Raw genomic sequence first — 24,333 nt, forward strand, 5'->3', positions numbered from 1 at the left:
GAAAGCTCGTATTGCGTGGCGCCGGTGTTATGGATGCCATGGAAACCTTCGAACCGGGCGGGAACATTCTTGCGGGCGAGTCCGACACCGGAAAGAGCTACCTGCTTCACTGCATTGACTACGTCTTCGGCGCAGATGAACTACGGAAGCGAATCCCCGAGGCCGAAGTGTATTCGGATATTTTCGTCGAGCTAGAGAACTCGGCCGGAGAATTCCTGACGCTCAAGCGCCACTTGGCTGGAGGAAAGATCGCCGTCTACCGATCCAAGTTCGAATCCATGAGCGCAACCCAGCCCGAGGTCGTGACCTCCAAGCGTGGGAAGGGTAAAGGCATCAAAGACATCTCGGCTGTCCTCTTTCCTTTTGCGGGGATCTCTGAGGCGGTGCTCCGCAAGAATAACCGCGGGGCGACTCAGCGTCTCTCTATGCGGATGTTTCTTCCGGTGCTCTTAATTGACGAGATCGCTGTTATTGATGAGCGCTCGCCGGTACTTGGGAAGAGTGGATTTAGTGAGACCGCACACAAGCGCACTTTCTCTTTCATGCTTTCCGGGAAGGATGACGAGGGAATTGTAACCAGCGAAGAACAGGTGCTTGTAAAGGCGCGCTCTACTGCGCAACTTGGCGTTATCACGGAACTTCTGGCGCCTCTTGAAGAGCGCGCGGCAAGACGCCAGTTTGCGTCGCCCTTGGCTTCCGAAGAGATTCACGAAGCGATTAACAGCATTAGTGACCACCTCACGTTGATCACCGACGAGCGGACAAATCTCTATTTAGAGCGAGAGGCGTCCACCGCAGAGCTGAACCGAGCTGAGTACCAAGTCATTGCTTTGAAAGAACTACTGTCGCGGTACCACTTGCTTGATGGCCGCTATGCCTCGGACTTGGAGCGCCTTGACTTCGTAGCCGAGGGCGCTCACTACTTCAAGGAGTTGCAGGATACGCGTTGCCCTCTTTGCGATCAGGTCATGGACGGCGCTCATGAACACTCCGCTGAAGCATCTGCGGAGAGTGTCCACCAGTCAGCGCGGGCGGAGGCAGGAAAGATTCTCGGGCATCGCGCGGACTTGGCGGAGACTATTGAGGCCGTCACTTCACGCATGCAAGAGCAGGCCATGCAAGCCGCTGCGGCTAAAGCAAACCTATCGCGAATTGAAGATAGGCTTACTCAGGTAATAATTCCGTCCTTCACCGAAGTCGCCGCCCGTCTCGACGACCTGGTCAGTCATAGAATTGAGCTTGAGCGCGCCAATAGCGAGCGTGATCAGATTCGCAACCTCAGCGAGCTCAAGCGACAGATCGAGACCGCGCTGGACACGAAGGAAGAGAAGGAAACGTGGCAACAGTTGCCCGCAAAGGCACTGCGAGACCTCTGCTCCGAGATTGAGGCCATCTTGGGCGAGTGGAGCTGGAAGGGTCCGGGACGAGTAGATTTCGACCAGAAGGAGTATGACATTGTTGTGGATGGTCAATCTCGCCAATCGCACGGCAAGGGCGTTCGCGCGGTCCTCTATGCAGCTTTCGCGATAGGGCTTCTTCGGTACTGCAGGAGTAAAGGCACGCCCCACCCCGGCATGGTGATAATTGACTCACCGCTGACGAGCTACAAAAAAGGGAAGTCCAGTTCTACTGGTGATGGCCCAGTTGACCCCGGAATCGAGGCCTCCTTCTGGGAATCGATGGCGGGCCTCGATGATGGAATTCAGGTTGTCATCGTCGAGAACAAAGAGCCGCCCCAAGACGTAGCCGAAAAAGTCCACTATCAGTGGTTCGCAGGCGACGCCGCAAAGCCGGGCGAACGCGCCGGACTGATTCCCCGGTAACAGCCTCGATTGGCAAACCCGTCCCATATCGAACCGCCCGCCACTAACCGACGCAATCCTAGTGGCCATCGCGCGCTTGGTAGATGGCTCACAGACCGACGAGTGCGAGCCAGCCACTCGAACATCGGGTTTCAGATTGATAAGGCAAAGCTGGCTTCGGTAGATCTCGGTAGGCGATCAAAGCCTATTGGGTAGTCAAAGCTGGTTCGCCCGGTGCTGAGTTGGGCGCTGTCAATCGACAGGCCGTCCGGAGAAATTCTTGTCGCCGGACTGCTATCTACGGCTCAGGCTTACGGAGGCTTCCGCCCCGCTGCCGCGAACTACTGTGGTGCTGAGGAAATTGCCAACCTCTCAGCAGCCTTCGACCTACAGAGCGGGCAGTTGGGGGCTGGTGGCTCGCTCTGGCCCAAAGTCCTATCGCCGCTGGCCGCGGAGGAGCTAACTGCGGGACTTGGGGCTTGCGCGGAGAGGGCCCTTAGCGGCGCTCTCGATAGCCCCTTCGTTTCCGGTACCGCTAAGGACCTATGGAGGCTACCACCGCAATCGCTGGCGCTTGGCTTCGTGTCCGGCCCAGGCAGACACGCTAATCATTGGCTCATACCTTTGATGATGGTGGAACTAGAATGCCGGCAATCAGGGGTTCTCGGGCGCCCCTTAGAGGCGTCCTTAGTTCATAATTTGCCCAGTGACCTGGGGGGGGCATAAGACGCATGCGGGACGAACAGTACATACGCACAGAACTGGGTCTGCTGGTACCTCGCGGTTCGGTCGACTCAAAACAACCAGCAGCGCTTCCTGATGCCGACCTAGATGCTTCGGCCAAAACAACTGTCGGCCATAGCGACCGTTGGCTTAACCTCGCGTCTATTTTCATACAACTAGTGACTGTGGTTGTTCTGTGGCTAACGTTCAAAAACACAGTAATCCCTACCCAGCAGAAGGAGCTACTTGCAGAGCAAGTGGCAGGCCTCGAGCAAGATCGAAAGAAAACAGTGGCAGACATTGAGCACGGCAGACGCACAATGGAAAAGTTGAACAGCACCCTGTCCGGCCAGAGGCAAGAACTAAGCAGGCTGGAGCAGGAGCGAAACGCGCTCGAGATCGAGTCAAGACGAGCACATGCTGAAGCAATAGCCGCACAAGCCAAGGAGCAGGCCGCGCAGCTCTCAACAAAGTCCGCCCAGAAAGGCCTAACAGACGCAAGATGGAGAATCTTTTCAGAAGAGGCAAGCTGGCAAATTCTTCGTGCGGACACTGGAAGAACGTTAATCTACAAGCATATAAATAATGCTGCTGATTCCGCAAATTCAGCGGCGGAAAAGCAAACAGCGGCTCAGAGTATTGTTCGAGACATCGAGCTATACGAGAAAAATTGGCCCGACTACAAGACGCTCGTGAAGTTAACTGGCGATCACATCAGGGCGTTGCGCAGTCCGCACTACACGGTTGAGATGGCTAACGAATTTGCAGATCAATTTGAAAAGGAGGGTGCTAAATTTCAATGCGAACGCCCCAATTTCGCAACAATGAAAGAGAAATACCTACTCGCTCTGGCGAATGCTGGAAAAGAAGCAAGCGAAGAAGCAAAGCGACAGATGGATAAAATTCGGCGCGAGTACGCCGCAAGAGGCCAGACACCTGTATTCCAGGAGGGATGGGAGGAAAATGCGGCACGGATGAGTCTAATCGGCCTGGAGTACAGCGTTAAAAGGGACCTAACTAATGAACTGATTGAGCTCCCGAACGAATGCGAGCAGCGCTTCAAAGCCATCGGCGCAAAGTTTCTTGAGGAGAGGAGTGGAAGTCCACAGGCGCTACCGGACGACATTCTGTATTAGTTCGATGCGTCCCGAGAACAAGACTGGCACTCCAATAGATGCTGACCTTGCCGCCCGCCACCCCAGGCTAGTGCTGAACGGGTCGGGAGTTGCCCTTACCTACCCCCGATAAATTTGCCTAATCCCCTGCCCCGCCAGTCCTCCCCGCCCGGCCAAGGCCTGTCGTCTTCCAGGGGCGCAGAAGCAATAGCTAGGTGCCCGCGTCATTAGCTCTCAGCGAGCATCCTGAGTCACGTAGTCTTGCTTTCTATCGTTCCACTCAAAGCTGATACTGGTAGCCGCAGACGATTCATCGGCGAATACGCTGAAGATGCCTATTAGGTCTTCGATCAAGAATTCGTAAGCCCACTTATGGCGCATGTAGTCGGAGAAGACGAGCATGCTCTTGAACGCGGTTCCCTCTGAGCATGTCTGCATCCAGTAGTAGTGAATGAGCTGGTTGCAAACATCGGGAGCGCTCAGCTCAGTAGTCTCTGGGTTTGCAATGTCGAATCGATCCTCCGAAAATCCTGTGCCTACAAGTGTGAATGGTTTGTTCCCGATCTTCTTGTAGCGAATTGCACGCAGTCGAACGCTGCGAGCATCATCATTGACCTTGGGACGCTCAAGTAAGGAGCGGACCTGGAACGCCACTAGCATTAGACGGCGCTCAAACAGAACTAGCTGCTTCTCTGACCATCTGCGATATTTGCGGTGCCGCTTCAGCCACATCAGTTCTGCGCGCAGCTCTTGCCGCCAATAAGTTGATTCGATCATCCGTTTGAGGCCTGAGGTAACTGCAGCGTAGACTCTCACTCAATGCACAATGCATCAACGGGCAATGCAACCAGTCAGCAGGTTCGCCGGCCAATTGCGACCTAAAGCCTGCCGCCTGCTCGCGCCAGAGCGTCCGCTTGAGGAAAGGAAAGGGTGCCTGCCCCACCCCCGATAAACATCCCTAATCGCCCTCCCTGCCGGGTGTCCGAGTAAAGAGCGTTCCACAGCACATTGGGTGCGCGCCGGCTTGGGGCTGACTAGAAAGGTAGCAGCAGAGGGAGGCCAAACGGACAAATCTGACTTCGCGCAACAGCAGGCGGACAAAGAGGCTCTGATGTTGAGCGTCCAGAGTCATTTTCCCGGCGCTCATGGCCGCTCGGACATGGGCTAGAAAAGGCGTGGCAGCCCTGTAGCCACTTTCGCGCGGCACTGTGCCGATGGCGAAAGCCGACTGCGATCACCCGTGAGATCGATGACCTGGTCGGCTGCGGTCACAACGCTCCATCGATGGGTGATGGCCAATACAGTCACCTCATTGGCCAATTCGCGGATGTAGGCAATGATCTCGCGCTCCGTAGCTTCATCCAGCGCCGAACTGGCTTCATCCAGAAGCAGGATCGCGGGTTCCCCATAGAGCGCACGCGCGATGGCGATGCGTTGCCGTTCGCCGCCGGAGAGTTTCAGGCCGCGCTCACCCACCGTGGTTTCAAAGCCTTCGGGCAGCGCGTCGATCAAGGCCAGGATCGACGCCTTGTGGGTGGCTTGGCGCAACCGGGTATCGTCGCGCGGGCGCCCCAGCAGGATGTTGTCGGCCAGGCTCTCGTTGAGCAGGATGACATCCTGGGGAACGACGGCGACGGCGGCATGCCACGCGGCACGGTCGATGTGGGCCAGGTCGGCGCCATCAACCAGGATCCGGCCAGCCTGGGGCTCAATCGACTTCAGTGCCAGTTTGAACAGCGTGGACTTCCCTGCCCCGGTTTCCCCCATCAGGAAGTTGATACCCCCCCGTCCGGCGTGGAAGGACGCATTGTCGATGCCGCGGCCATTGCCATAGCGATGGCTGACATGCTGAAACTCGATCCGGCCGCATTCTCCCTCGAATCGGCCGGCGTCCGCTGCCTGCTGTTCTTCGGGTGCCGCCCACAAGGCCGACAGCGGCGCCAGCATGGACCAGGAGCGGGCAACGTCATCGATCGAGCGCGCGATCATTTCAAAGGGCATATTGAGCTGCAGCAGCAGCAGATTGAACAGGACGATGTCGCCGACACTCAGTGCACCGCTCTGGTGGCGTGGGAGCAGCATTGCGAAGGTGACGATGAACTCGGCCGCCAGGCCGATGCCCAGCAGCGCGATGAAGCCGATCCGCTGCAGCACATAGGCGCGCCAGCTGTCGCGGACCTCTTGGGCCTTGTGGTCGAAGCGCTGGATCATCCACGCACTGCCGCCGAACTGCCGCAACGTCTCCATCGCGTTCATCGCATTGCCGACGAAGCGCGCATTCTGCTGGCTCGCCTCGACAGCCGCCTCGCGATGGATCCGTGCACGCCGGGTGGCGATGGCCGAGAGCGTGATGGCAACAGAACCGTAGCCCAGCACGATCGCCACCACCTGCAGGTTGATCAATGCGCCCAGTGTCACAAGGGTCAGCAGGATCTGCAGTGCGCTGGGAATGAACACGACCAGGCCCAGCTGCACCACGATCTTCAACGCGTTGCGGCCCTTCTCCCCGGCCACCTGCAGTTCGGCTGCATTGTAATCCAGGAAGAAGCTGTGGGCCTTCTTCAACAGGCGCTCGAAGTAGCGGGTGCTGGTGACGTAGCCCAGGTTTTCCCCACTGAGGAACGACAGGTATTGCACGGTGTTCTGCAGGACGCTGGCAGCCCCGAGCATCAGTGCGTAGAGCAGGAACCATCCCGCCAGTTCCCGGAGGCCCTCCGTGCTGATGCGGTCGATCAAGCGCGAGAACAGATACGGCGCCGCCACCGTGGCCAGACTGGAAAGCACGACGATGGCGGCAATCAACAGCAGCAGCCTGCGGTCCGCCTTCCAGAACGCGGCGAGGATCTCGGTGACCGGCGGAGGCAGCGCGAACGTTCTCATCAGCGTCGGTCCAGTATCGGTGAAATGACTCCCGTGTGGCGGAGCGACTGCCCTCTCCCCTCAGGGCGACCGGGGCCGTCGCGCATTATGAATGATATGCTATAACATATCTATTGAAGGCGCGATGGCTCGCGTCGCAGACCAACATCCGATGAGATCGATGGACCGGGGCACGAATAACGCATCCACCGCCAGGCCGAAGGCGCTGGTGGTCGCCAGCCTGGCCGCTGCACTGCAGCTCAACGCGCCGGCGATGGCGCAGGAGGCCAGTGGTTCGGCCCGCCCTGCCCCGAGCGACCGTCGATCCGATACCGCCACGCTGGACAAGGTGATGGTCATTGGCAGCAACATCCGCGATGCCATCGGCGGTGGCGCCTCCCCGGTCATCGTGATCGACAGGGAGGCCATTGATCGAACCGGGGTGGCCTCGTTGCAGCAACTTTTCGAGAAGTTGCCGCAGAACTTCGGTGGCGGTGCCAACGGCGCCAATGTCGGCAACCTCGGTGTCGATCGCGATACCGGCAACAACTTCGGCCAGGGTACGGCCATCAATCTGCGTGGCCTCGGCACCGGCACCACGCTGACGTTGGTCAACGGCCACCGCGTGACCTCCTCGAACCGCTATCAGTACGTGGACATCTCGCTGATCCCGCTGAGCGCCATCGAGCGCGTGGAGATCCTCACCGATGGTGCCTCCGCCATCTACGGCACCGATGCCGTCGGTGGTGTGGTCAACATCGTCCTGCGCCGGGATTTCACAGGCTACGAGACCTCGTTGCGCTATGGCAGCGTCACCAGCGGCAACATGGATGAGTACCAGGCATCACAGTCCGCCGGCTGGTCCTGGGATGGGGGTCATCTGATGGCCAGCTACGAGTTCCTGAAGCAGGCCAACCTCGCTGCAGTCGACAAGGACTTTTCCAGGAACGTCACGGTCAAGCCCTACGACATCTACCCCGGCTCGAAGCGGCACAGCCTGTATCTGGACGGCGTGCAGGAGCTCAGCGATGTGCTGACACTCAACCTGACCGGCTCGTTCGCCAAGCGCGACATGGACACCACCATTTCCGGGACCGCCGACGAGACCCGCCTGTTCCCGAACACGCGGCAGTTCGATGTGTTCGCCGGCCTTACCCTGGAGCTTCCGCGCCAATGGCAGGCGCGTCTGAATTCCGGATTCGGCAGGAGCGACGTCACCTACGAGAGAACCACCATCACCGGCAGTTCCGCCAGCACTGCGCCGCCGACGGAGACGAATTCTGAATCGCGCTACCTGGAAGTGATCGCCGACGGCGAACTGTTCAGCCTTCCGGCTGGCGGCATACGCGCGGCGTTCGGTGCGGGCTACCGCCGCGATGGCTATGAACTGCTCGATCATCGTGGCCTTGAGAAGCCGCTGGATCTGCACCGCACGATCCAGTCCGCCTTCGCTGAGCTCAACATTCCGCTGCTGGCAGGCAAGCCCGGCATTCGCCGTCTATCGCTGAGCGCTGCCGCACGCTACGACGACTACAGCGATTTCGGTTCCACCCTCAATCCCAAGTTGGGCCTGCTGTGGGAAGCGACGGAAGGACTTTCATTGCGCACCAGCTACGGCCGTTCCTACCGGGCGCCGGTGTACCAGGACATGCAGCTGAACAACACCGTGGTGGTGGCCAAGGTGCCCAACCCGAATGCGGCCAACGGAAGCACGGTGCTGATGATGCTCTCCAACGGCAACCCGGATCTCGGGCCTGAACGTGCCAAGACCTGGACCGGCGGCTTCTCGTTCGCGCCGCCGTCCCTGCCGGGCCTCAAGATCGACGCGAACTACTATCACATCGAGTATGCCGACCGGATCGGCAGTGGTTTCGGCGGCAGCTTCCCGTCGCTGTTCCTGCAGTCCACCGCCCCCTATGCAGACCTGTTGACTGTCAACCCGACGCCGCAGCAGATCCAGCAGGCGCGCCAGCTCGGCATCTCGGGTCTGGGCCTGTTCGTATCGCGGGTGGGCCCGTACGCCCTGCCCCCCGGAACCGATGAGGCCAGCAGCGAGGTCATCCTCGACAACCGCTTCCGCAACAACGCATTCACTTCGCAACGCGGCGTTGATTTCAGCGCCTCCTACGATGTCGACGTCGGGCAGACCCACATTGCGTTGAACCTCGGCGGCCAGTACATCATCGACGCCAAACGCCGCGTGACCACCACTTCGCCCGAGGTGGACGCCGTGAACATGGTGTACTTCCCGGTCGACCTGAAGGTCCGCGGTGGCTTGGCCGTGAGCCACCGGCAGACGGCGGGCGGGCTGTTCGTGAACTACATCGACAGCTATCGCGATCCGGCCAACCGGTCCGACCCTCATGTCAGTTCGTGGACGACGATCGACCTCAATCTCAGGTATGACTTCAGCGGCTCTGCCGGCGCCGGACAAGGCACCTCGCTGGCCTTCAACGTACAGAACCTGTTGGACAGGAATCCGCCCTTCATCGTCAACAGCATCAATACTGGTTTCGACCCCACCAATGCAACGGCGCTCGGCCGCTTCCTGTCCATGACACTCACCCATCGCTGGTGAGGCTGCCGCCATGAGCGATGCCTGCCCCGCCTTCTCCCGACCCGCATTGGCCCTGCGCCAGATGCTGGCCGTTGCCGCGACACAGCTGAAGTTGATGTGGCGCGAACGGCGCCTGCTCTGGCTGGCGCTGGCCCTGTTGGTGCTCGCTGGGGCGTCGGTTACGACCGGTGCGGCACGGCTGGCCCAGCAGGCCCAGGAACGCCAGATCGTAGCGGAGCAGGAAGCGGGGCTGTGGGACAGCCAGGGCACGATCGATCCGCATGCCGCCGCGCACGTGGGCCGCGCCATCCCCGCGCCGGTGCGGCCGCTGGCGGCGCTTGACCCGGGCATCACCGATTTCATCGGCACGTCCGTGTTCATCGAAGGCCATGCGCAGAACCCCGCCCGGCACCGCCCCATCGACGCCGGTACCGCGCTCAGCCGGTTCGAGGGATTCTCTGCGGCATGGGCACTGCAGGTCGTGGCGCCACTGCTCATCATCCTTGCCGGGTTCGCCAGCCTCTCCGGCGATGTCGCCCGCGAAACCCTCCGCCAGGAGCTCGGCAGTGGTGCATCGGCCCATGTGCTGATCGGCGGCAGACTGATCGCGCTGGTGACGGCATCGCTGCTGCTGATGCTCGCCCTGCTGGCCGTCAGCCTCCCGGGGATGGCCGGACACAACCTCGGCGTGGCCGACATCATGGCGCTCGTCGCGATGGTCGTGGTTTATGCAGTCTATCTCCTGCTGTTCTGCGCCATCACCATCGGTGTCTCGGCGCGCTTCAGCGCGGCGCGCACGTCGCTGGTGGTGCTGCTCGGCTTCTGGGTGGTGGCCACCCTGCTCGCGCCACGGGTGGCCCCCGCACTGGCCGAATCGCTGGATCCGACGCCTTCGGCACCCTCGTTCCGTGCGGCGGTCATCGAGGACGCGGAGAACGGTGCTGATGGGCATGACCCGGCGGACAAACGACTGGATGCGCTGAGAGCGCAGATGCTGGCGCGCTACCAGGTGAAGCATGTGGACTACCTGCCGATCAATTTCCGCGGCGTAGCGCTGGAGTTTGCCGAGGCGAATTCAAGCGATACCTACAACCGCCACTTCGAACGCATCTACGCCACCTACCAGCGGCAGGAGATCACGCAGCGGGCCTTCACGGCGGTGTCCCCCACCCTCGCCCTGCAGGCCATGTCACGGGCGCTGGCGCGCACCGATTTCCCTGCACATCTGGCATTCCTGCGCGGGGTCGAAGACTATCGCTACCGGTTGATCCAGGCACTCAACCTGGAAGTGAAGCTGCACAAGGCCGCCAACGGCAGCAAGCATCTGGCCGATATTGCGACCCTTACCCGTTCAGTGGTGTACAACCCGCGGCAGCCGCCGCTGGGCCACATCGCCTCGGCGCAGGCGGTGAATTTCGCCATTCTGCTGGCCTGGATGCTGCTGGCGCTCGGGCTGGTGTTCACTTCGGCACGGCACCTTGGGAGTGCCCCATGAGCAGCCTGTCGATTGCAGGGCATGAAATCCGTCGCCTGCTGCGTGACCGCGCGTTGCCGGTGCTGCTTGGCCTGCTGCTGGTGCTGGCGGCCTACGCTGCATGGAATGGCAGCGCCTGGGTCGGGCAGCGCGAGGCAGCCATCGCCCTGATCAAGGTGGAAGAACAGGACGCCAGGGACCGCAGCCGGGGGTTCGTTGGCAAGGCGCCGTCGGTACTGCCCCGCGTCCAGCCGGTGCTCCCTCCCGGCCCGATGGCGGCAGTGTCGATTGGACAGGCGGAAGCCTACCCCTACACCGCCGACGTGGTTGCGCTGGGTGACCGTACCCAGCTGCTCAGGCATGTGTGGTCCGACATCGGCAATCCCGCAGCGCAGGCCGCCGGCCGATTTGACCTGGCGTTCGTCATCGTATTCCTGCTGCCATTGGTCATCCTGGCAGCCACCTTCGATCTCTGGTCACGCGAACGCGAGCGCGGCATCACAGCGCTGGTGTTGTCACAGCCCATCGCGGCGGGGCGGCTGATCGCGGTGAAGGCATCGGCCCGCGGCGCCATCGTGCTGCTGCCTGCCCTGGCCATCATCATCGCCGTTGCCGCCGGCTCGGGAGCAACACGCCCTGCCAGCCTGGCGGTGCTTGCCTTGGTCGTGCTCGCCTACGGCAGTTTCTGGCTGATGCTGGCGGTGCTTATCGGCTGCTTCGCCCGGCGCACCACCGAGGCCGCCATCGCCGCCGGCGCATTGTGGCTGCTGATCGTGGTCATGGCCCCGTCGCTGGTCCTGGCAGCGGTGAACCTGATGGTTCCACCGCCCTCACAGATGCAGCTGGCGACCGAGCTGAAGGCGCAGCTGGCCGACACTGCCCGACAGCAGCAGCGGCGCCACGCGGCAGAGCCACCCGCCATGCGCTCACCACCGCCACGCATTGCTGATGCCGTACGCGTGGCCTATGCCGATCTGGTCCGGGCCGATCGAGCGATCGCACCCTTGATCGACGCGCATGCAGAGGCCGGGAATGCGCGGCGCCGGGTACTCGACCGGGCCCGCCTGCTGCTGCCGTCGGTGGCGGTGCAGGATGCATTGGACCGCCTCGCCGGATCGGATGCTGACCGGGCACTGGCGTTCCAGCAGCAGGTCCTGGCGTACTGGCAGGCGCGCCGGCAGCTGCATAAGGACTATCTTGACCGTGACGTGCCACAGACGCTGGCCGAGTACGACGCCCTGACCGGTTTCCAGTTCCAGGAAACGGCCGGCGTCCTGCAGCGCGGCGTACTGGTCGACCTGGCCGTGTTGGCTGTCGCTACCCTCCTCCTGCTGATCGCGGCCTGGTCGATGCGGCGTCGGCTGGCCATCCCCTGAGGCACATCACACATGCTGACTGCAACGCATCTGGTCAAGGAACACGGCACGCATCGGGCGCTCGATGATGTGAGCTTTACGGTGCGCCCTGGCGAGATCTTCTGCCTGCTGGGTGCCAACGGGGCTGGCAAGTCGACCACGATCAAGCTGTTCCTGGGCTTCCTCGAACCCACATCCGGGTCCGCCGAGGTTGACGGGCTCAGTGCCTGCCAGCGGCCACAGGAGGTGCGCAGGCGCCTGTTGTACATCCCGGAAAATGTGGCGCTTCATGACGAACTGACCGGCTATGAAAACCTGGATTACTTCGCGCGCCTGGCTGCTGTAGCGCAGCGTTCGCCCGCGCGACTGAAAGAAGCGCTCAGGTCCGCCGGGTTGGCACCCGAGGCATTCGGGCGGCGCGTGGGTCTCTACTCCAAGGGCATGCGCCAGAAGGTGGGTATTGCGCTGGCCATCATCAAGGACGCCAAGGCGTTGCTCCTTGATGAGCCTACGTCCGGCCTGGACCCCGCCGCATCGGCCGAGTTCCACGAACTGATCGTGCGCCAACGCGACCGCGGCACGGCGGTCCTGATGGCTACCCATGATCTGTTCCGCGCCCGCGAAGTGGCGACGACCATCGGGCTGATGCAGGCCGGCAGATTGCGCAGAACACTGGATGCCAGCACGATCACCGCGAATGATCTTGAGAGCCTCTACCTTGAGGAAATGAGCCGGGGTACCTAGGCCACCCCGGCCGCAGGCACGCCGGGGGGACCCATCCAGCGCCTGAGCCAGGCTTCGATGTTGACCTGCGGGCCGAAGATGCCCAACACCTGGGATGAGTGATCCGGGCTGACCCTGCGGATGCCTGCATCGGCCGATGCGCTGTCGATGTAGCCCCGCTGCGCCAGCAGGCCATCCACCAGCAGGCTCCTGATGAAGGGCTGATGCTGCTGGGTGACGGCAACCGAGTGATCGTCCAGGTAGGACTTCACTTTGCGTGACAGCAGCGCCTGCGGGAGCAGACCCTGCAGTGCACGACGTGCGATCGTCCGGTCTTCCGCACCGGCCATCAGCACATGCAGGGGCAGACGGGCGAACAGTTCGACCACAGGCTGTGCGCTGATCGGTGATACGCCATGCCAGCGTCCGGCGCCCTCGAAGGGATCGAGCACGCTGGTCGGGAAGATCATCCGGCCGATATGCGCCAGCTTGTGTGGAGAGAGCCTGTGCCCCTGTGTGCGTGCATGCCGCAGCCAGGCGGGCGGCATGCCGTCCTGTTCGGAAGCATCCACCTTCACCCATTCGCACGGGTTGCCCCAGCGGCCGTTGATGCGGCCAGGCTTTTTGAGCACGCCCTGGAGAAAGGCATCCTTGAATACCCCGTACAGCGAATCGCCCGACTGTGCGGTTTCGAACGCGACACGGAAAAAGTCGCGGTCGATCCCGCGCCGCCACGCATAGTCGATGGCAGCGGCATTGCCCTTGAAGCGCAGGAAGACCGCATCGCCGCCGACACCGGTGAACTGCACCGTGTCTGCGTCGAAATCCACGTCGCGCCGATGCAGCAGGTAGCCCGAGCAGTGCGCAGGACGGGCGGTTCGCGGGAAATCCATGATCTCTTCCAGCGAGCAGTGCGGCTGCCGCTGGTACTCGACGAACGCGCAGTTTCTTCCGGAGGATTCACGGGCGCCGGCAACCGCCATGCGTGCGAACATGCGCTCGTCGGCACCAATGCCGGCATCATAGTGGTGGACGCATGTCACCTCCGGTGCGGAGGGCGCATGCAGCAGGCCGGCGAGGACAATGGAGGAGTCCAGCCCGCCGGACAGTTGAAGCTGGATGCGACGATGCTGGCTGGCCAGCGCACCAATACAGCCCAGCAGCGTTGCACGTGCCAGCTGTACGGCTTCCTCGAGATCGTCGATGGGTGCTTCGCTTGCCTGCCGCACGACATCCCACTGATAGTGTCGGCCGACCGGCTGGCCATTGCGGATCGTCACCGCCTCGCCCGCCTCGATCGCAGTGACCTCCTCGAAGCCTGTTTGCAGGCCGTCCCGGAACGGGAACAGCAGCGAATAGGAAAGGAACGACCAGTCGACGCTGAAATCACCCAACCCCAGCAGAAGGCAGTCTTCCATGTTTGAAAAGACCACCGTCAGCTGGTCTACCGTGGTCATGTAACACGGTATTTCCGCAGTCGGGTCGCGCAGTACGAACCAGCTGGAGGTGTCCGGCTGGTAGCCCAAGGCAACGTAGCGCCCCCAGTAATGCTCCACGAGGTTCACGCCCTGCGTGCGGCAGGCGGCCTCTGCCGAGGCAGCATCGGGGCGCGCCTGCGCAGGAACGGTGTCGGCACCGAAGACCTTGTGGAACAGCTTGCCCAGAACCACCAGCGAGCCGGATCGGCTGTATTCGAAGTAACCGGGGTTGTCACTCTGGGCATAGATGGCGGCCCCGTTGCCCTTCATCACGCAGGCGATGCCGGGGCGGCCCTCTTCGATCCGTTCCATGGCCTGCTGGGCCTGCGCATGGGCGGACTCGGAATGATCGTTCCAGAAAACAGCGATATATCGGTACATGGATCAGGCCGCCTACAGCACCAGGATGGGCGTCATCCGGCGCAGGTTGAAGGGGATGTCGGTCAGGACCTGGTCGCCGTGCTGCAACCAGCAATGCGCCGCGAATGGCTGGGTCCGCACCGCGAAGACCCACGCCGGAACGATGCCGTACCGCGACAGGAACTCGCGCATGGCCAGGCAGTAGAGGAAGCACTCATCGGTCTTCCTGAAGGCGATTGGCCGCAACCAATCGAACACCCGGACCAGCAGGGCCAACTGCTGCAGATTCACCTCACCTGCCGCAGATGCCTGACCGCGCCTGCGCGCTGCCGACACCGTGTAGCTGAAAGGCAGAAGCGTCCTGCTGCACGCTGCGCGCGTGACCGAGGCCAGGAAACGGCGCACATCGCGGGCCGTGATCGGCGGGCATCCCCGGGGTTCGCCCTCGCGCACCCAGTACCGTGGCAACGCGATCCTGGCGCTCGCTGCGGATTTGCCACGCAGCCGGTCCTGCGTGATCAGGCGCCGATCAAGCAGCGTCTGAAGCATTCTGGGCCTTGGCATTCCATTGGAGGCCAAGGGCCAGTCCAGCACCAGCCCGCCCAGCCCTGCCGCCCCGCGCCGGTCGATGGAAAGATAGCTGCCGGTTGCCTGGTCCAGGATGACCATCGCGTCGCCGGTCACACAGACATGTGCGTGTTTCGAAAGGAAATAGCGGGCCTCAGGCTGGTCCATCGCGAGGGTAATCTCATGCTGCTGTAGGCATCAGAGCGGTGCATGCCGGAGCATGCACCGCAGGTCATGCATGGCGCGATGGATCAGGGCGAGGTGGTCGGGAAAACGCCATCCCACAACGTGCCGTGGTTGTGCGCCTTCGTTTCGGAAACCACCGAGCCCAGCTCGATCAGTTCACCCTGGTCTTCGTGATTCTGCTCTCCAGCCACTACGCCCAGCTCAATCAGTTCGTTCATGAACATCTCCTCTAGTCAGTGGATGCACCTACGCGATGCAGTGGCCAAGCCAGCGTCGCCCGCGTGTGGCAGGGCGATTGCCGCCAAGGCACACAAATGTTACGATATAACATATTATTTTGGCGTGACGGCCGTCCATGATCGGACGTCGCTGCAGCGACTCTCCAGGGAGCAAAATGGATGCCCACCGGAATCAATGACGATGGCCTTGACCCCACCCTGCTGCTGAGGGGCCTGTTTCCGCTGCCGAAGTTCATCCGATTCGTCAGGGAACGTTGCCCGCCAGGAAGCTTTGATGAGGCGATGCTGGTTGAGCAGTGGCGGAACGCTCGCGCCCTGGTGCGTCGTCTTCATGAGGACGCCGCGGACGCCGCCGATGCAATCGATGTCCTCCCCCTGCCGGAAGAGATGCTGCCGCTGGCCGAGCAGGCCCTGCGCCAGCCCTCGATGCACCGCTTGACGAGTGCAGTACCCCGCCGCTGGCAGATGGTGGAGATTGACCGCCTGGTGGTCTTCCAGGAATGCATCAACCTGCGCCACATCGATCAGCTTGCGGCGGCTACGGCTGCATCACCCGATGCGCGCGAGATCATGGAACTGGTGGCGCGAAGTGGACGCCACGCACATCCGGATGTGCGCTTTACCCAGTCTGATGGCAGCTACACTTTTGCGTCTGCGTCCAACGACCTGCGGTTCCTGGACGTGGCGACGATCGACCCCCGCACCATCGCCGACTACGAACCGTTCGGCGCGGCCAGCCACGCCCTTGTCATCTATCTCGGTTTCAGCGACAACCTGATCAGTGCCACACGTATTGGCCACCGGATCATCCTGACCAACGGCTCGCACAGGCTGTACCTGCTGCGCAGGCTGGGCTTCCGCCATGCGCCCTGCCTTGTGACCGATGCGTCCGACAGCGATCTGTCCGATGTGTTGTTGCCAGCGGCGGTCAAGCAGGATCGGCAGTTCTATCTGAGCGCTTCGCGCCCGCCGCTGTTCAAGGACTACATGGACCCACGCCTGACCTGCACCGTACCGGTCACCCGCAAGCACTATGCGCTCAGGGCCAAGCTTGATCTGCAGAGGATGACGATACCCTCTGTCTAGCGGGGGATGCCAGCCTACGGTACAACCACCGTAAGCGTCATCTGCACAGGCACGCCCAGCTGCCCCAGTGCGCAGGCCGTCTCCGCCGCCATTGAAAGCTCGCAGGTTCCTCCCCCTGTTTCGTCGGCCGTGGCGATCACAAGTATGTCGAGGAACGCCTCGTCCACGCCCGGAAGCTCGGTCACTGGAATGCCTGCGCGTCCTACAAGGCATCCGATGGTCGAGATCATGCGAGGAATGTCGGCTTGCTCACCTTGCAGGGACAGGGACCACAGCCCTATCCGCTCTACAACGTCACTGCCTGCAGACGTCACCCAACGCGTTCCCTTTTCGTGCGCGCGCGTCGGCTTCGCGCCCAGGATCGCGGACAGGGTATCGGGCCGCAGTTCCGCGCCCCTCAGGTAGAGCGTCATTTCGAATAAAGAATGCATTCACTGGCCTCAACACATGCATATCTGGCGGCCGACAAACGGCAACGCGCCACCTTACCGCTCGCGGCAGCGCAGCCACCCCCCGGATGGCGAGGACACCTGTTCCCAGCCATTGGCCAGGCGCCGCATGGCCTGGCCACCAACACAAGCCACGCCTTTCTGTTTGGCTTCCGCAGACCCCAGGGGCGGCAAGGTTGCCACCTCCGTGGATGGCCCCGGGCGCCCTGCCCTCTGGGCTTCGCCCTGCAGCGCATTGGCCTCCATGCCATCACAGAAGGATTTGAAGCCCGGATGCGGGTGATTGGGCCAGCGGTACTGCGCGCAATTGAACGGCGTTGTGGATCTGGCCATCGAATTGTGCGCCGGCTTCGGCGGCGCCGGTAGCGGACGGGCCGCCGGCCCGGTCGCGGAATGAATCTGCTGCGCCCCCGCCGTCATGGCGAACACCAGCAACAGCCCGGCAACCCCTGTTTGCAGTTTCATCCCCTGCCCCACCTCCTGTTGGGTCGGGTGATTGTAGGGCTTTCCGGGTACTCCCTTTTAAATAACGCGTTACGTATAGCCCCCCCCCCTCCATCACCACCCCGGCCCGCTTAAGATGCCCTTCAATCCTGCCCGCGCATGCCAACTGGCAGGGCCATCACCAACGCAGGAGCAGACGCATGAAGCTTGGCATCGCAGGCCTGATCGGCCTGGCAGCACTCGCCGCGTGTAACGCATCCTTCGCGCAGCCGCAGCCGCAGCGCCCCGAGGCCACCGCCACCGCCCAAGGCATGGAAAGCATCGAACTGCCTGCCGCGCTGGACCAGGTGCTGCGGGATTATGAGCGGGCATGGCGCGCAGATGATGCCGATGCACTGGCCTTGCTGTTTACCGAGGACGGGTTCGTGCTGCAGAGCGGGCAGCCGCCGGTTCGCGGGCGCGAGGCCATCCGCAACGCCTACCGTGGCCAGGGCGGAAGCCCGTTGCGGTTGCGTGCACTGGCGTACGACACCGGCGGCAACAGCGGCGCGATCATAGGCACCTACGGCTTCGGCCAGAACGTGACGGAAACCGGAAAGTTCACGCTCACGTTGCGCCGTTCCGCCCAGGGAAAGTGGCTGATCCGTTCGGATATGGAAAACATGAATCGCCCGCCGCAGGGCGGCCCGCCTGCCGGCACGCCATAGGCCGGCAGTGAGGGAGCGTTTGACCCGTCTAGGGCGTAATGGCGTAGATGAAAAAATCGGTATCGCGCACCCAGCCCAGTGATTCATACAGGCGCTGGGCGGCGGTGTTGTCCTTCCCGGTCTGCAGTTCGATCCTGCCTGCACCCCGTTGCCGGGCCACAGACCGGGCCTCGTGCATCAACTGCTTGGCCACCCCTGCCCGGCGGGCATCCGGCCGCACATACAGGTCGTAAAGCACAAAGCTGGGCGTGGCACCGACCGAATCGAACAGGGGGTACAACTGGGTGAACGCCACCATCGCCCCGGCGTCGTTGGTTGCCACCAGGATGAGTGACGACCCCTCGTGCAGGCGGCTGCCGATGAAGGCCGTGGCCACGGCGATGTTGGCCGGCTGGCCGTAGAACTGCCGGTAGGCATCGAACAGTTCGGCCACCCCGGCCAGATCACTTTCCTGCGCAATGCGCACTGTCATGGTCATGGCGAATGCTCCTGTGTGGTTTGTTTCCAGGCCGGTCAGGTACTGCGGCGGCGCAGCCCCGGCAACCAACCATACCGCGATGCCAGCAACAGGATCAGGGCCGTCCCTCCCAGAAGCCAGAAGAAATGCTGGCCGGCCTTGTAACCCAGCTGCCCGGCGGAAATGGGCGAATCGAGCGTGGACACAATCACCAGCGTGGCCAGGCCCAGCAGGGCCAGAAAAACGACCGTGCCCCAGATGACATGAAACAGGATACGCATGCTTCTCTCCTTCTATCCGATTACCCGATGATCGCCCCGGATGCTTCCTTGTGAGGCGCCTGGTCGCATCTCAGCCGCTCAATTTCGTCCAGTACCTGCTGGTCATGGGAGGCGAATGACGTTGGCAGGCGCTTCCCCGCCTTGAAGGAATACTCCACCATGTAGCCGGGCCCTCGCAGCCTCCGGTCACAGAAGTAACTCTGATGCATGGGAGCGAAGCTGCACCTGGCCATCAATTCGTCTTCCCCTCCCACGGCCGGGTGCGGCACGCCGACCTGGCGCCAGATGAACCATGCGTCCTTCTCACCTGGATCGGGAATGGCCAGCATCGCAGCATCCAGCCGCTGGGCCTGGTCTATTCGGGATACGGCGACGTCGGGAATGTAGGCGTCTGCCGGGAAGTCCACAAACCGCCACCCGCGAAACTCGCGCAGGTCCATGACCGCCAACGAGATCAGCCCGTCGGCACCGCTGCATCCCTCGCCGCCCTCGCGGCACCGGCCGCTGAGCGCGAAACCACCGTGAACCACATCGCCCTGGCCGGGGCTGGGCGGGGTGATGTCAACGGCGTCCGGTACGCAGAAGTCACCGCCCGCGCCTTGTATCCGGTACGTCGTCGTGTCGCTGCATCCGGCCAATACGCCCGCGGTAAGCAGCACGGCCAGGCGGGTGCTTGCAGCTCGGGAGCGGGCATACGATTGACCACGCCGGCAGATCGCGCGCCACATGCGCTGCGTCATGCCGATATCGACGTCCTGTCTCATGCAATCCCTTGCTCCTCAATGAAGTGGCGCCGCTGGGCGTAAGTGGCAGCCCCGGGGTCGGGTAACCGATCGCCAGCCTATGGTGCCAGAGGAGGATAGTGTCGCATTCGCCATGTCCCGCGCTTGCCGCGCGTCGCCCATGCCCGGTTTTGGCAGGCATCGGCGAACACAGCGGCAACGCCTGTCCGCCAAGCTTTTCGCCCCCTGCCCAGCCTGTGCGACAATGCCGATAACGTCGCAGATGATGGCCCTATCGGCCGCCAACTATTGGCACTGCGCACAACGGCTGGTAATCCTTGCTGCGCCACCGAAAACGGGTGGCCGGGCGTCGAAAACCCGAGTCGTTGTTTGATGTTTACGCTTGCCAGCCGGTACCGCCCAGCGCGGTGCCGGCTGGCAATCCGTCTGCCGGCTATGGCGGGCGGTGCGTGGGGGCTTCGGCCCGCCGGTTTGAACAACGACCCGGTTTTCGAGCCACGCATCGTCCGCCACCTTTATCGGTGGCGGCTTCTGCCTGCATGCACGGAGCCATGCCATGACCAAGCCCTACTCGCCTGCCCTCAAGCCCATCCAGGAAGCCGCCTTTTCCGAGCCCGTCCTGGACCCCAACAGTCTCATCGCCATCCTGCACGGCATCGGCGGTGGCCTTGCCGCCGATGGCCAGCCCTGGCCCGAACGCCACCAGCTGCGTGGCCGGCAGATGGCCCTGGCCGACACCGATTGCGCGCTGACCGGCCTGCGCGTGGTGCAGGAAATCCTGCTGGCCGCCGAACGCACGCGCCAGAACGGCGAACCCGAGCAGTACGTGGGTGACCGGGTGATGGAAGGCTTGATGATGGCCAGCCTGGCACTGACCGCACACGCCAGCGCCCGCCTGCAGCCGGAATGAAGACGCACGCGGCCCTGTGTGGGCAACGGATTGCCCGCACACGGCCGCGCCCGTGCCACTCACTCAACGGGCGGCGTGCTGCCCATCGCCTGGTCCAGGAACCGCACCGCATTCTCAACCGCCTGCAGGCCTTCGGGCAGGATGGCGGCGAACAGATGCCAGACATGGAACATGCCCGGCCAGACTTCCAGCGAGACGCGCACGCGGTTTTCGCCCAGGTGCGTGGCCAGCCGCATGGCATCGCTGAGCATCACTTCGTTTTCGCCAATCTGCACCAGAATCGGCGGCAGCCCGCGCACGTCGGCAAACACGGGCGAGGCATCGGGGTCGGTGGGCAGCGCGCCGTTGAGGAAGGCCTTGGCCAGCAGGGTCAGCCCCTGCCGCGAGGCTTGCGGGTCCAGCCCATCGCGGGTGTCGATGGACGCGCCGGTGTGCGTCAGATTGGCCCACGGTGACAGCGCCGCACCGCCGGCCGGCAGCGGCAGGCCCGCGTTGCGCGCTTTCACCATCACCGAAACCACCATCGCGCCGCCGGCCGAATCCCCCGCGAACACGATCGATGCCGGGTCGTGGCCCTGCTGCAGCAGCCAGCGGTAGGCCGCCAAGGTGTCATCCAGCGGCGCGGGAAACGGATGCTCCGGCGCCAGGCGGTAGTCCGGCAGGTAGACCCGGGCCCGCAGCCGCGTGGCGAAATGCCCGGCCAGGCCCAGGTACCCCGTCGGGCTGCCGCCGACATAGCCGCCACCGTGGATGTACAGCAGGATGCGGTCGCCCTCCACGGTGTCGGGCACCACGACCTTGCCGGGCACCCCGCCCATGTCGATGTCATGGGGGGTGACGCCGGCGGGAATGGGGTGCGCGGCCAGCACCTGTTCGTAGGCGTGGCGTTGCGCATCCAGGGTGATGGCGGTGTCCTGCCCGAGCAGGTGCGGGCCGAAATCGGCGGCCGATGCCACCCAGGCGTCCAGGCGTGCCTGGACCAGCGGAGAAAAGGTCATGTGGGGTTCCTCGGTAGGCCCCCGATGCGAATGATCGGGATTGGCGACTGAGGTTCCAGTGTATGGTTGGCATAGGCGACTGGATTTCCCCACTGTGGCGCCGACGGGAGTGGACTGTGCAGGGTTTGAATCTGGATGAAATGCGCGCGTTCGTGGCCGTGGTGGATGCCGGCAGCTTCGTGGCGGGAGGGCGTTTGCTGGGCCTGACCCGCTCGGCTGCGGGCAAGGCGATCACCCGCCTGGAAACCCACCTGGGCGTGCGCCTGCTCAACCGCACCACCCGCACGCTGGGCCTGACCGACGATGGCCAGGTGTTCTACCAGCACTGCACGCAGATCTTCAGCAGCCTGGAAGACGCCGAAGGCAGCGTGGGCCAGAACAGCGGCGTGCCGCGCGGCACCCTGCGTATCAGCCTGCCGGATGCGCTGGGGCGTTCGCAGGTGCTGCCGTTGCTGGCCGACTATCGGCAACGGTGGCCGCAGGTGCAGATCGAGGCGAGCTTTTCCGACCGGGTGGTGGACCTCATCGAGGAAGGGTTCGATCTGGCCGTACGCATCGGCCAGCATGCGGCCGATACCAGCCTGGTATCGCGCACGGTGGCGCACCACCGCGCGGTTGTCTGTGCCGCGCCGGCCTATCTGCAGGCGCACGGCACCCCGAAGCGCGTGGACGATCTGCTCGACCACGAGTGCCTGGTGTTCAGCAGCCGCCTGAAGCGCCAGCCGTGGCGGCTGCAGGAGGGCAAGGGCGATTGGCGCAAGGTCAGCCCCCATGGCCGGCTGCGGCTGGACAGTGCCGAGGCGATTCGTGATGCCGCATTGCTGGGGCTGGGCGTGGCCTGCCTGCCCGCGTTCCTGGTGGCCGCGCACCTGCACGATGGCCGCCTGGTGCAGGTACTGGCGGGCCATGGCACCGAGCAGGTGCCGGTGCAGGCGGTGTATCCCAGCAGGCGCCACCTGTCGCCCAAGGTGCGCTGCTTCATCGATCTGATGGTGGAGCGCTGGGCCGGCTGAGGGTGCCCTGCCCCGTCATCGGCCCGCTGATGGCCTGTCTTGCGGGGTCCAAAAAATGGTTGTAGCGTACAACCATCATCCTCTGAGGCACCGCCGTGGCGACCGACGCAACTACCGTGGAGGCGATCCGCAGCGCGTCGCGCGGTCTCGCGCGCAGTTGGGGATTCATGGGCGGGCCGTTCGCCGGCACGGGGCTTTCGCCGTCGGCCGTGCATGCGCTGATCGAACTCGGCACCGGCCAACTGACCGCACGCGAGCTGGGCGAACGGTTGCGGCTGGAAAAATCCAGCGTCAGCCGGATGCTGCGCAAGCTGGTGGATGAGGGCTACGTGGCGCAGGGCGCCGCCGATACCGATGGGCGGACCAAACCGCTATCGCTGACCAAACCCGGGCGCACGGCACTGCGTGCCATCGATGCGTTTGCGCGGGCGCAGGTGGAAGACGCCCTGCGCGGTTTCCCGCAGGACCAGCAGCAGGGCATCGTGCAGGGGCTGCAACGCTACAGCCGGGGGCTGCGGGGGGAATCCCCCGCTTCGGCTGCCCTCGCTGCCGTGGGGGTGTCCTGCGGCTACCGGCCGGCGCTGATCGCCAAGGTCACTGAACTGCATGCGCGCTACTACGCCCGCGAGGCCGGCTTCGGCCAGCCGTTCGAATCGGTGGTGGCCGCGGGCCTGGCCGATTTCTGCGGCCGCCTGCACAACCCGCGCAACCAGATCTGGACAGCGGTGGTTGATGGCGAGGTTGCCGGCGCCATCGCCATCGATGGGGAGGATCTGGGTGGGAACCTGGCGCACCTGCGCTGGTTCATCCTGGCCGATGCCTTCCACGGCAGAGGCATCGGCAAGCGGCTGCTGGACGCCGCCTTGGCATTCGTGGATGCGCATGCGTTTGCTGGCACCCATCTGTGGACCTTCGCAGGCCTGGATGCGGCGCGGCACCTGTATGAGTCGCGGGGGTTTGTTCTGGATGCGCAGCGCATGGGTGACCAGTGGGGCAAGGCGGTGCTTGAGCAGTGCTTCGTACGCCCGGGCCAGCGATGAGGTGCGGGTCAGGCCGGGCCGTGCAACCGGCGGCAGAACGCCACCGCTTGCGGGCACAGGATGTCGATGTAGGGTTGCCGCGTACCTGAGCAGAACCAGATCATGCGGTACTCGCGTTCATGCGCGTAGCGGGCGTGCTTGATGAAGAGCGCGTTCTGCATATGACGCCCGAGCACGCGCTCGTGCCGGTCGGCCCAGGCGTCCAGGTCTTCGCCGTCCTGCGGTGGCGTGAAGGCGTGGTTGTCGGTGGCGGTGTACCGCGTGTCGTCGCGGTAGACGCATGGCCCTTCCGTTCCGCCGATGGCGCCGGGCAGCACGCCTGCAATGGCTGCCGCGAATGCAACAGTGTCATCGATGACAAGGCCCTGCTCGCCGGGCGCCAACACTGGTTCGTGCAGCGATGCACACAGTACGTAGGCTTCCTGCCCGTTGATGGCCACCGCGCTCAGCCGTGACTGCGGTGCGTGGATTTCCATGGTGGCCATGCCTTCGTGCTCGTCCCGGCGCAGCTCGTTGGGGTGCGTGCGGAACGCTTCAAATGAGCTGATGCGCAGGGCCCCGGTCTTGAAGAAGGCATCGACATACGGTGCCCCCATCGCGCGGATGATGGTGGGGGTGCGCACGCGCCAGGGGAATGCGGATGGAGCCGTGGGTGTGGACATGCCGCCTCATTGCAGGAACGAAACATCATCGCTGCGCCTTCCCGGCGGCGCGGCCCGATCATGGCACTGGCCGGTGGCCATGGGCACGATGGCCCTGTGCGGGCC

The 24,333-nt window shown here is 63.4% G+C and carries 23 protein-coding genes; 11 read left to right on the plus strand and 12 right to left on the minus strand.

Annotated features, from left to right (window positions below):
• Positions 1-38: 38 nt before the first annotated feature.
• Entirely contained in the window at positions 39-1,823 is a 1,785-nt protein-coding gene (locus Q9R17_RS18785; RefSeq protein WP_308156091.1) for a hypothetical protein, read from the plus strand.
• Positions 1,824-2,533: 710 nt separating this feature from the next.
• Positions 2,534-3,661 carry a hypothetical protein gene (locus tag Q9R17_RS18790; protein WP_308156092.1) on the plus strand — a complete coding sequence of 376 codons (1,128 nt, stop codon included), beginning with the start codon at positions 2,534-2,536 and terminating at the stop codon, positions 3,659-3,661.
• A 213-nt stretch (positions 3,662-3,874) separates the two neighbouring features.
• Here Q9R17_RS18790 and Q9R17_RS18795 read toward each other — a convergent pair whose 3' ends face one another.
• Both Q9R17_RS18795 and Q9R17_RS18800 read right to left on the minus strand, forming a co-directional pair.
• Positions 3,875-4,417: a hypothetical protein gene (locus Q9R17_RS18795; RefSeq protein WP_308156093.1), complete on the minus strand. Its 543-nt coding sequence runs from the start codon at positions 4,415-4,417 to the stop codon at positions 3,875-3,877.
• 387 nt (positions 4,418-4,804) lie between these two features.
• The gene (locus Q9R17_RS18800; protein WP_308156094.1) at positions 4,805-6,520 is read right to left on the minus strand and encodes an ABC transporter ATP-binding protein; all 1,716 of its coding nucleotides are present in this window, start codon (positions 6,518-6,520) and stop codon (positions 4,805-4,807) included.
• A gap of 124 nt (positions 6,521-6,644) precedes the next feature.
• On the opposite strand from Q9R17_RS18800, the gene Q9R17_RS18805 reads away from it, so the two are divergent.
• Genes Q9R17_RS18805 through Q9R17_RS18820 form a run of 4 tightly spaced genes read left to right on the plus strand, consistent with a single transcriptional unit; the run spans position 6,645 to position 12,629 of the window.
• Positions 6,645-9,077 carry a TonB-dependent receptor gene (locus Q9R17_RS18805; RefSeq protein ID WP_308156095.1) on the plus strand — a complete coding sequence of 811 codons (2,433 nt, stop codon included), beginning with the start codon at positions 6,645-6,647 and terminating at the stop codon, positions 9,075-9,077.
• A 10-nt stretch (positions 9,078-9,087) separates the two neighbouring features.
• Positions 9,088-10,551 carry a DUF3526 domain-containing protein gene (locus Q9R17_RS18810; RefSeq protein ID WP_308156096.1) on the plus strand — a complete coding sequence of 488 codons (1,464 nt, stop codon included), beginning with the start codon at positions 9,088-9,090 and terminating at the stop codon, positions 10,549-10,551.
• Entirely contained in the window at positions 10,548-11,906 is a 1,359-nt protein-coding gene (locus Q9R17_RS18815; RefSeq protein WP_308156097.1) for an ABC transporter permease subunit, read from the plus strand. The genes Q9R17_RS18810 and Q9R17_RS18815 overlap by 4 nt, the downstream gene beginning before the upstream one ends.
• Positions 11,907-11,918: 12 nt before the next feature.
• Entirely contained in the window at positions 11,919-12,629 is a 711-nt protein-coding gene (locus Q9R17_RS18820; RefSeq protein ID WP_308156098.1) for an ABC transporter ATP-binding protein, read from the plus strand.
• On the opposite strand, the gene Q9R17_RS18825 is transcribed toward Q9R17_RS18820, so the two are convergent.
• The 3 genes from Q9R17_RS18825 to Q9R17_RS18835 all read right to left on the minus strand — a co-directional run bounded on the left by Q9R17_RS18825 (position 12,626) and on the right by Q9R17_RS18835 (position 15,417).
• Positions 12,626-14,467 (minus strand): asparagine synthase-related protein, encoded by a 1,842-nt coding sequence (locus tag Q9R17_RS18825; protein ID WP_308156099.1) that lies wholly within the window; start codon positions 14,465-14,467, stop codon positions 12,626-12,628. The two genes, Q9R17_RS18820 and Q9R17_RS18825, sit on opposite strands and share 4 nt — an antisense overlap.
• Before the next feature lie 12 nt (positions 14,468-14,479).
• Positions 14,480-15,181 carry a lasso peptide biosynthesis B2 protein gene (locus Q9R17_RS18830; protein WP_308156100.1) on the minus strand — a complete coding sequence of 234 codons (702 nt, stop codon included), beginning with the start codon at positions 15,179-15,181 and terminating at the stop codon, positions 14,480-14,482.
• An 83-nt stretch (positions 15,182-15,264) separates the two neighbouring features.
• The gene (locus tag Q9R17_RS18835; protein WP_162292569.1) at positions 15,265-15,417 is read right to left on the minus strand and encodes a hypothetical protein; all 153 of its coding nucleotides are present in this window, start codon (positions 15,415-15,417) and stop codon (positions 15,265-15,267) included.
• Positions 15,418-15,597: 180 nt separating this feature from the next.
• Between Q9R17_RS18835 and Q9R17_RS18840 the strand changes: the two genes are divergently transcribed.
• Complete coding sequence (locus tag Q9R17_RS18840; RefSeq protein ID WP_308156101.1) at positions 15,598-16,524, plus strand: hypothetical protein; 927 nt, start codon at positions 15,598-15,600, stop codon at positions 16,522-16,524.
• A 14-nt stretch (positions 16,525-16,538) separates the two neighbouring features.
• Here Q9R17_RS18840 and Q9R17_RS18845 read toward each other — a convergent pair whose 3' ends face one another.
• Positions 16,539-16,937 (minus strand): hypothetical protein, encoded by a 399-nt coding sequence (locus Q9R17_RS18845; RefSeq protein ID WP_308156102.1) that lies wholly within the window; start codon positions 16,935-16,937, stop codon positions 16,539-16,541.
• 72 nt (positions 16,938-17,009) lie between these two features.
• A complete protein-coding gene (locus Q9R17_RS18850) occupies positions 17,010-17,438 on the minus strand; it encodes a hypothetical protein (protein ID WP_308156103.1) in 429 nt (142 codons plus the stop codon).
• Between the two features lie 290 nt (positions 17,439-17,728).
• Here Q9R17_RS18850 and Q9R17_RS18855 point away from each other — a divergent pair, with 290 nt between their 5' ends.
• Positions 17,729-18,124: an SgcJ/EcaC family oxidoreductase gene (locus tag Q9R17_RS18855; protein WP_308158385.1), complete on the plus strand. Its 396-nt coding sequence runs from the start codon at positions 17,729-17,731 to the stop codon at positions 18,122-18,124.
• A 28-nt stretch (positions 18,125-18,152) separates the two neighbouring features.
• Here Q9R17_RS18855 and Q9R17_RS18860 read toward each other — a convergent pair whose 3' ends face one another.
• The 3 genes from Q9R17_RS18860 to Q9R17_RS18870 are packed head-to-tail and all read right to left on the minus strand — an operon-like array spanning position 18,153 to position 19,626.
• Entirely contained in the window at positions 18,153-18,602 is a 450-nt protein-coding gene (locus tag Q9R17_RS18860; protein ID WP_308156104.1) for a GNAT family N-acetyltransferase, read from the minus strand.
• Between the two features lie 35 nt (positions 18,603-18,637).
• A complete protein-coding gene (locus Q9R17_RS18865; RefSeq protein WP_308156105.1) occupies positions 18,638-18,862 on the minus strand; it encodes a hypothetical protein in 225 nt (74 codons plus the stop codon).
• A 20-nt stretch (positions 18,863-18,882) separates the two neighbouring features.
• Positions 18,883-19,626 carry a hypothetical protein gene (locus tag Q9R17_RS18870; protein WP_308156106.1) on the minus strand — a complete coding sequence of 248 codons (744 nt, stop codon included), beginning with the start codon at positions 19,624-19,626 and terminating at the stop codon, positions 18,883-18,885.
• Between the two features lie 535 nt (positions 19,627-20,161).
• Here Q9R17_RS18870 and Q9R17_RS18875 point away from each other — a divergent pair.
• Positions 20,162-20,515: a hypothetical protein gene (locus Q9R17_RS18875; protein ID WP_308156107.1), complete on the plus strand. Its 354-nt coding sequence runs from the start codon at positions 20,162-20,164 to the stop codon at positions 20,513-20,515.
• Positions 20,516-20,574: 59 nt separating this feature from the next.
• On the opposite strand, the gene Q9R17_RS18880 is transcribed toward Q9R17_RS18875, so the two are convergent.
• Positions 20,575-21,513 (minus strand): alpha/beta hydrolase, encoded by a 939-nt coding sequence (locus Q9R17_RS18880; protein ID WP_308156108.1) that lies wholly within the window; start codon positions 21,511-21,513, stop codon positions 20,575-20,577.
• Positions 21,514-21,629: 116 nt separating this feature from the next.
• On the opposite strand from Q9R17_RS18880, the gene Q9R17_RS18885 reads away from it, so the two are divergent.
• Positions 21,630-22,526 (plus strand): LysR family transcriptional regulator, encoded by an 897-nt coding sequence (locus Q9R17_RS18885; RefSeq protein WP_308156109.1) that lies wholly within the window; start codon positions 21,630-21,632, stop codon positions 22,524-22,526.
• Between the two features lie 167 nt (positions 22,527-22,693).
• Entirely contained in the window at positions 22,694-23,566 is an 873-nt protein-coding gene (locus Q9R17_RS18890; RefSeq protein ID WP_308156110.1) for a bifunctional helix-turn-helix transcriptional regulator/GNAT family N-acetyltransferase, read from the plus strand.
• An 8-nt stretch (positions 23,567-23,574) separates the two neighbouring features.
• Here Q9R17_RS18890 and Q9R17_RS18895 read toward each other — a convergent pair whose 3' ends face one another.
• Positions 23,575-24,228, minus strand: a complete 654-nt coding sequence (locus Q9R17_RS18895; protein WP_308156111.1) for a hypothetical protein — start codon at positions 24,226-24,228, stop codon at positions 23,575-23,577.
• Between the last annotated feature and the right edge of the window lie 105 nt (positions 24,229-24,333).

It is taken from the genome of Stenotrophomonas sp. 24(2023) (assembly GCF_030913365.1).
Classification (GTDB): Bacteria; Pseudomonadota; Gammaproteobacteria; order Xanthomonadales; family Xanthomonadaceae; genus Stenotrophomonas.

Bases quoted from the DNA above. Each gene is read 5' to 3' on its own strand.
- Q9R17_RS18785 (WP_308156091.1), top strand. From the start codon at position 39: ATGGAAACCTTCGAACCGGGCGGGAACATTCTTGCGGGCGAGTCCGAC.
- Q9R17_RS18790 (WP_308156092.1), top strand. From the start codon at position 2,534: ATGCGGGACGAACAGTACATACGCACAGAACTGGGTCTGCTGGTACCT.
- Q9R17_RS18795 (WP_308156093.1), bottom strand. From the start codon at position 4,417: ATGATCGAATCAACTTATTGGCGGCAAGAGCTGCGCGCAGAACTGATG.
- Q9R17_RS18800 (WP_308156094.1), bottom strand. From the start codon at position 6,520: ATGAGAACGTTCGCGCTGCCTCCGCCGGTCACCGAGATCCTCGCCGCG.
- Q9R17_RS18805 (WP_308156095.1), top strand. From the start codon at position 6,645: ATGGCTCGCGTCGCAGACCAACATCCGATGAGATCGATGGACCGGGGC.
- Q9R17_RS18810 (WP_308156096.1), top strand. From the start codon at position 9,088: ATGAGCGATGCCTGCCCCGCCTTCTCCCGACCCGCATTGGCCCTGCGC.
- Q9R17_RS18815 (WP_308156097.1), top strand. From the start codon at position 10,548: ATGAGCAGCCTGTCGATTGCAGGGCATGAAATCCGTCGCCTGCTGCGT.
- Q9R17_RS18820 (WP_308156098.1), top strand. From the start codon at position 11,919: ATGCTGACTGCAACGCATCTGGTCAAGGAACACGGCACGCATCGGGCG.
- Q9R17_RS18825 (WP_308156099.1), bottom strand. From the start codon at position 14,467: ATGTACCGATATATCGCTGTTTTCTGGAACGATCATTCCGAGTCCGCC.
- Q9R17_RS18830 (WP_308156100.1), bottom strand. From the start codon at position 15,181: ATGGACCAGCCTGAGGCCCGCTATTTCCTTTCGAAACACGCACATGTC.
- Q9R17_RS18835 (WP_162292569.1), bottom strand. From the start codon at position 15,417: ATGAACGAACTGATTGAGCTGGGCGTAGTGGCTGGAGAGCAGAATCAC.
- Q9R17_RS18840 (WP_308156101.1), top strand. From the start codon at position 15,598: ATGCCCACCGGAATCAATGACGATGGCCTTGACCCCACCCTGCTGCTG.
- Q9R17_RS18845 (WP_308156102.1), bottom strand. From the start codon at position 16,937: ATGACGCTCTACCTGAGGGGCGCGGAACTGCGGCCCGATACCCTGTCC.
- Q9R17_RS18850 (WP_308156103.1), bottom strand. From the start codon at position 17,438: ATGAAACTGCAAACAGGGGTTGCCGGGCTGTTGCTGGTGTTCGCCATG.
- Q9R17_RS18855 (WP_308158385.1), top strand. From the start codon at position 17,729: ATGGAAAGCATCGAACTGCCTGCCGCGCTGGACCAGGTGCTGCGGGAT.
- Q9R17_RS18860 (WP_308156104.1), bottom strand. From the start codon at position 18,602: ATGACCATGACAGTGCGCATTGCGCAGGAAAGTGATCTGGCCGGGGTG.
- Q9R17_RS18865 (WP_308156105.1), bottom strand. From the start codon at position 18,862: ATGCGTATCCTGTTTCATGTCATCTGGGGCACGGTCGTTTTTCTGGCC.
- Q9R17_RS18870 (WP_308156106.1), bottom strand. From the start codon at position 19,626: ATGAGACAGGACGTCGATATCGGCATGACGCAGCGCATGTGGCGCGCG.
- Q9R17_RS18875 (WP_308156107.1), top strand. From the start codon at position 20,162: ATGACCAAGCCCTACTCGCCTGCCCTCAAGCCCATCCAGGAAGCCGCC.
- Q9R17_RS18880 (WP_308156108.1), bottom strand. From the start codon at position 21,513: ATGACCTTTTCTCCGCTGGTCCAGGCACGCCTGGACGCCTGGGTGGCA.
- Q9R17_RS18890 (WP_308156110.1), top strand. From the start codon at position 22,694: ATGGGCGGGCCGTTCGCCGGCACGGGGCTTTCGCCGTCGGCCGTGCAT.
- Q9R17_RS18895 (WP_308156111.1), bottom strand. From the start codon at position 24,228: ATGTCCACACCCACGGCTCCATCCGCATTCCCCTGGCGCGTGCGCACC.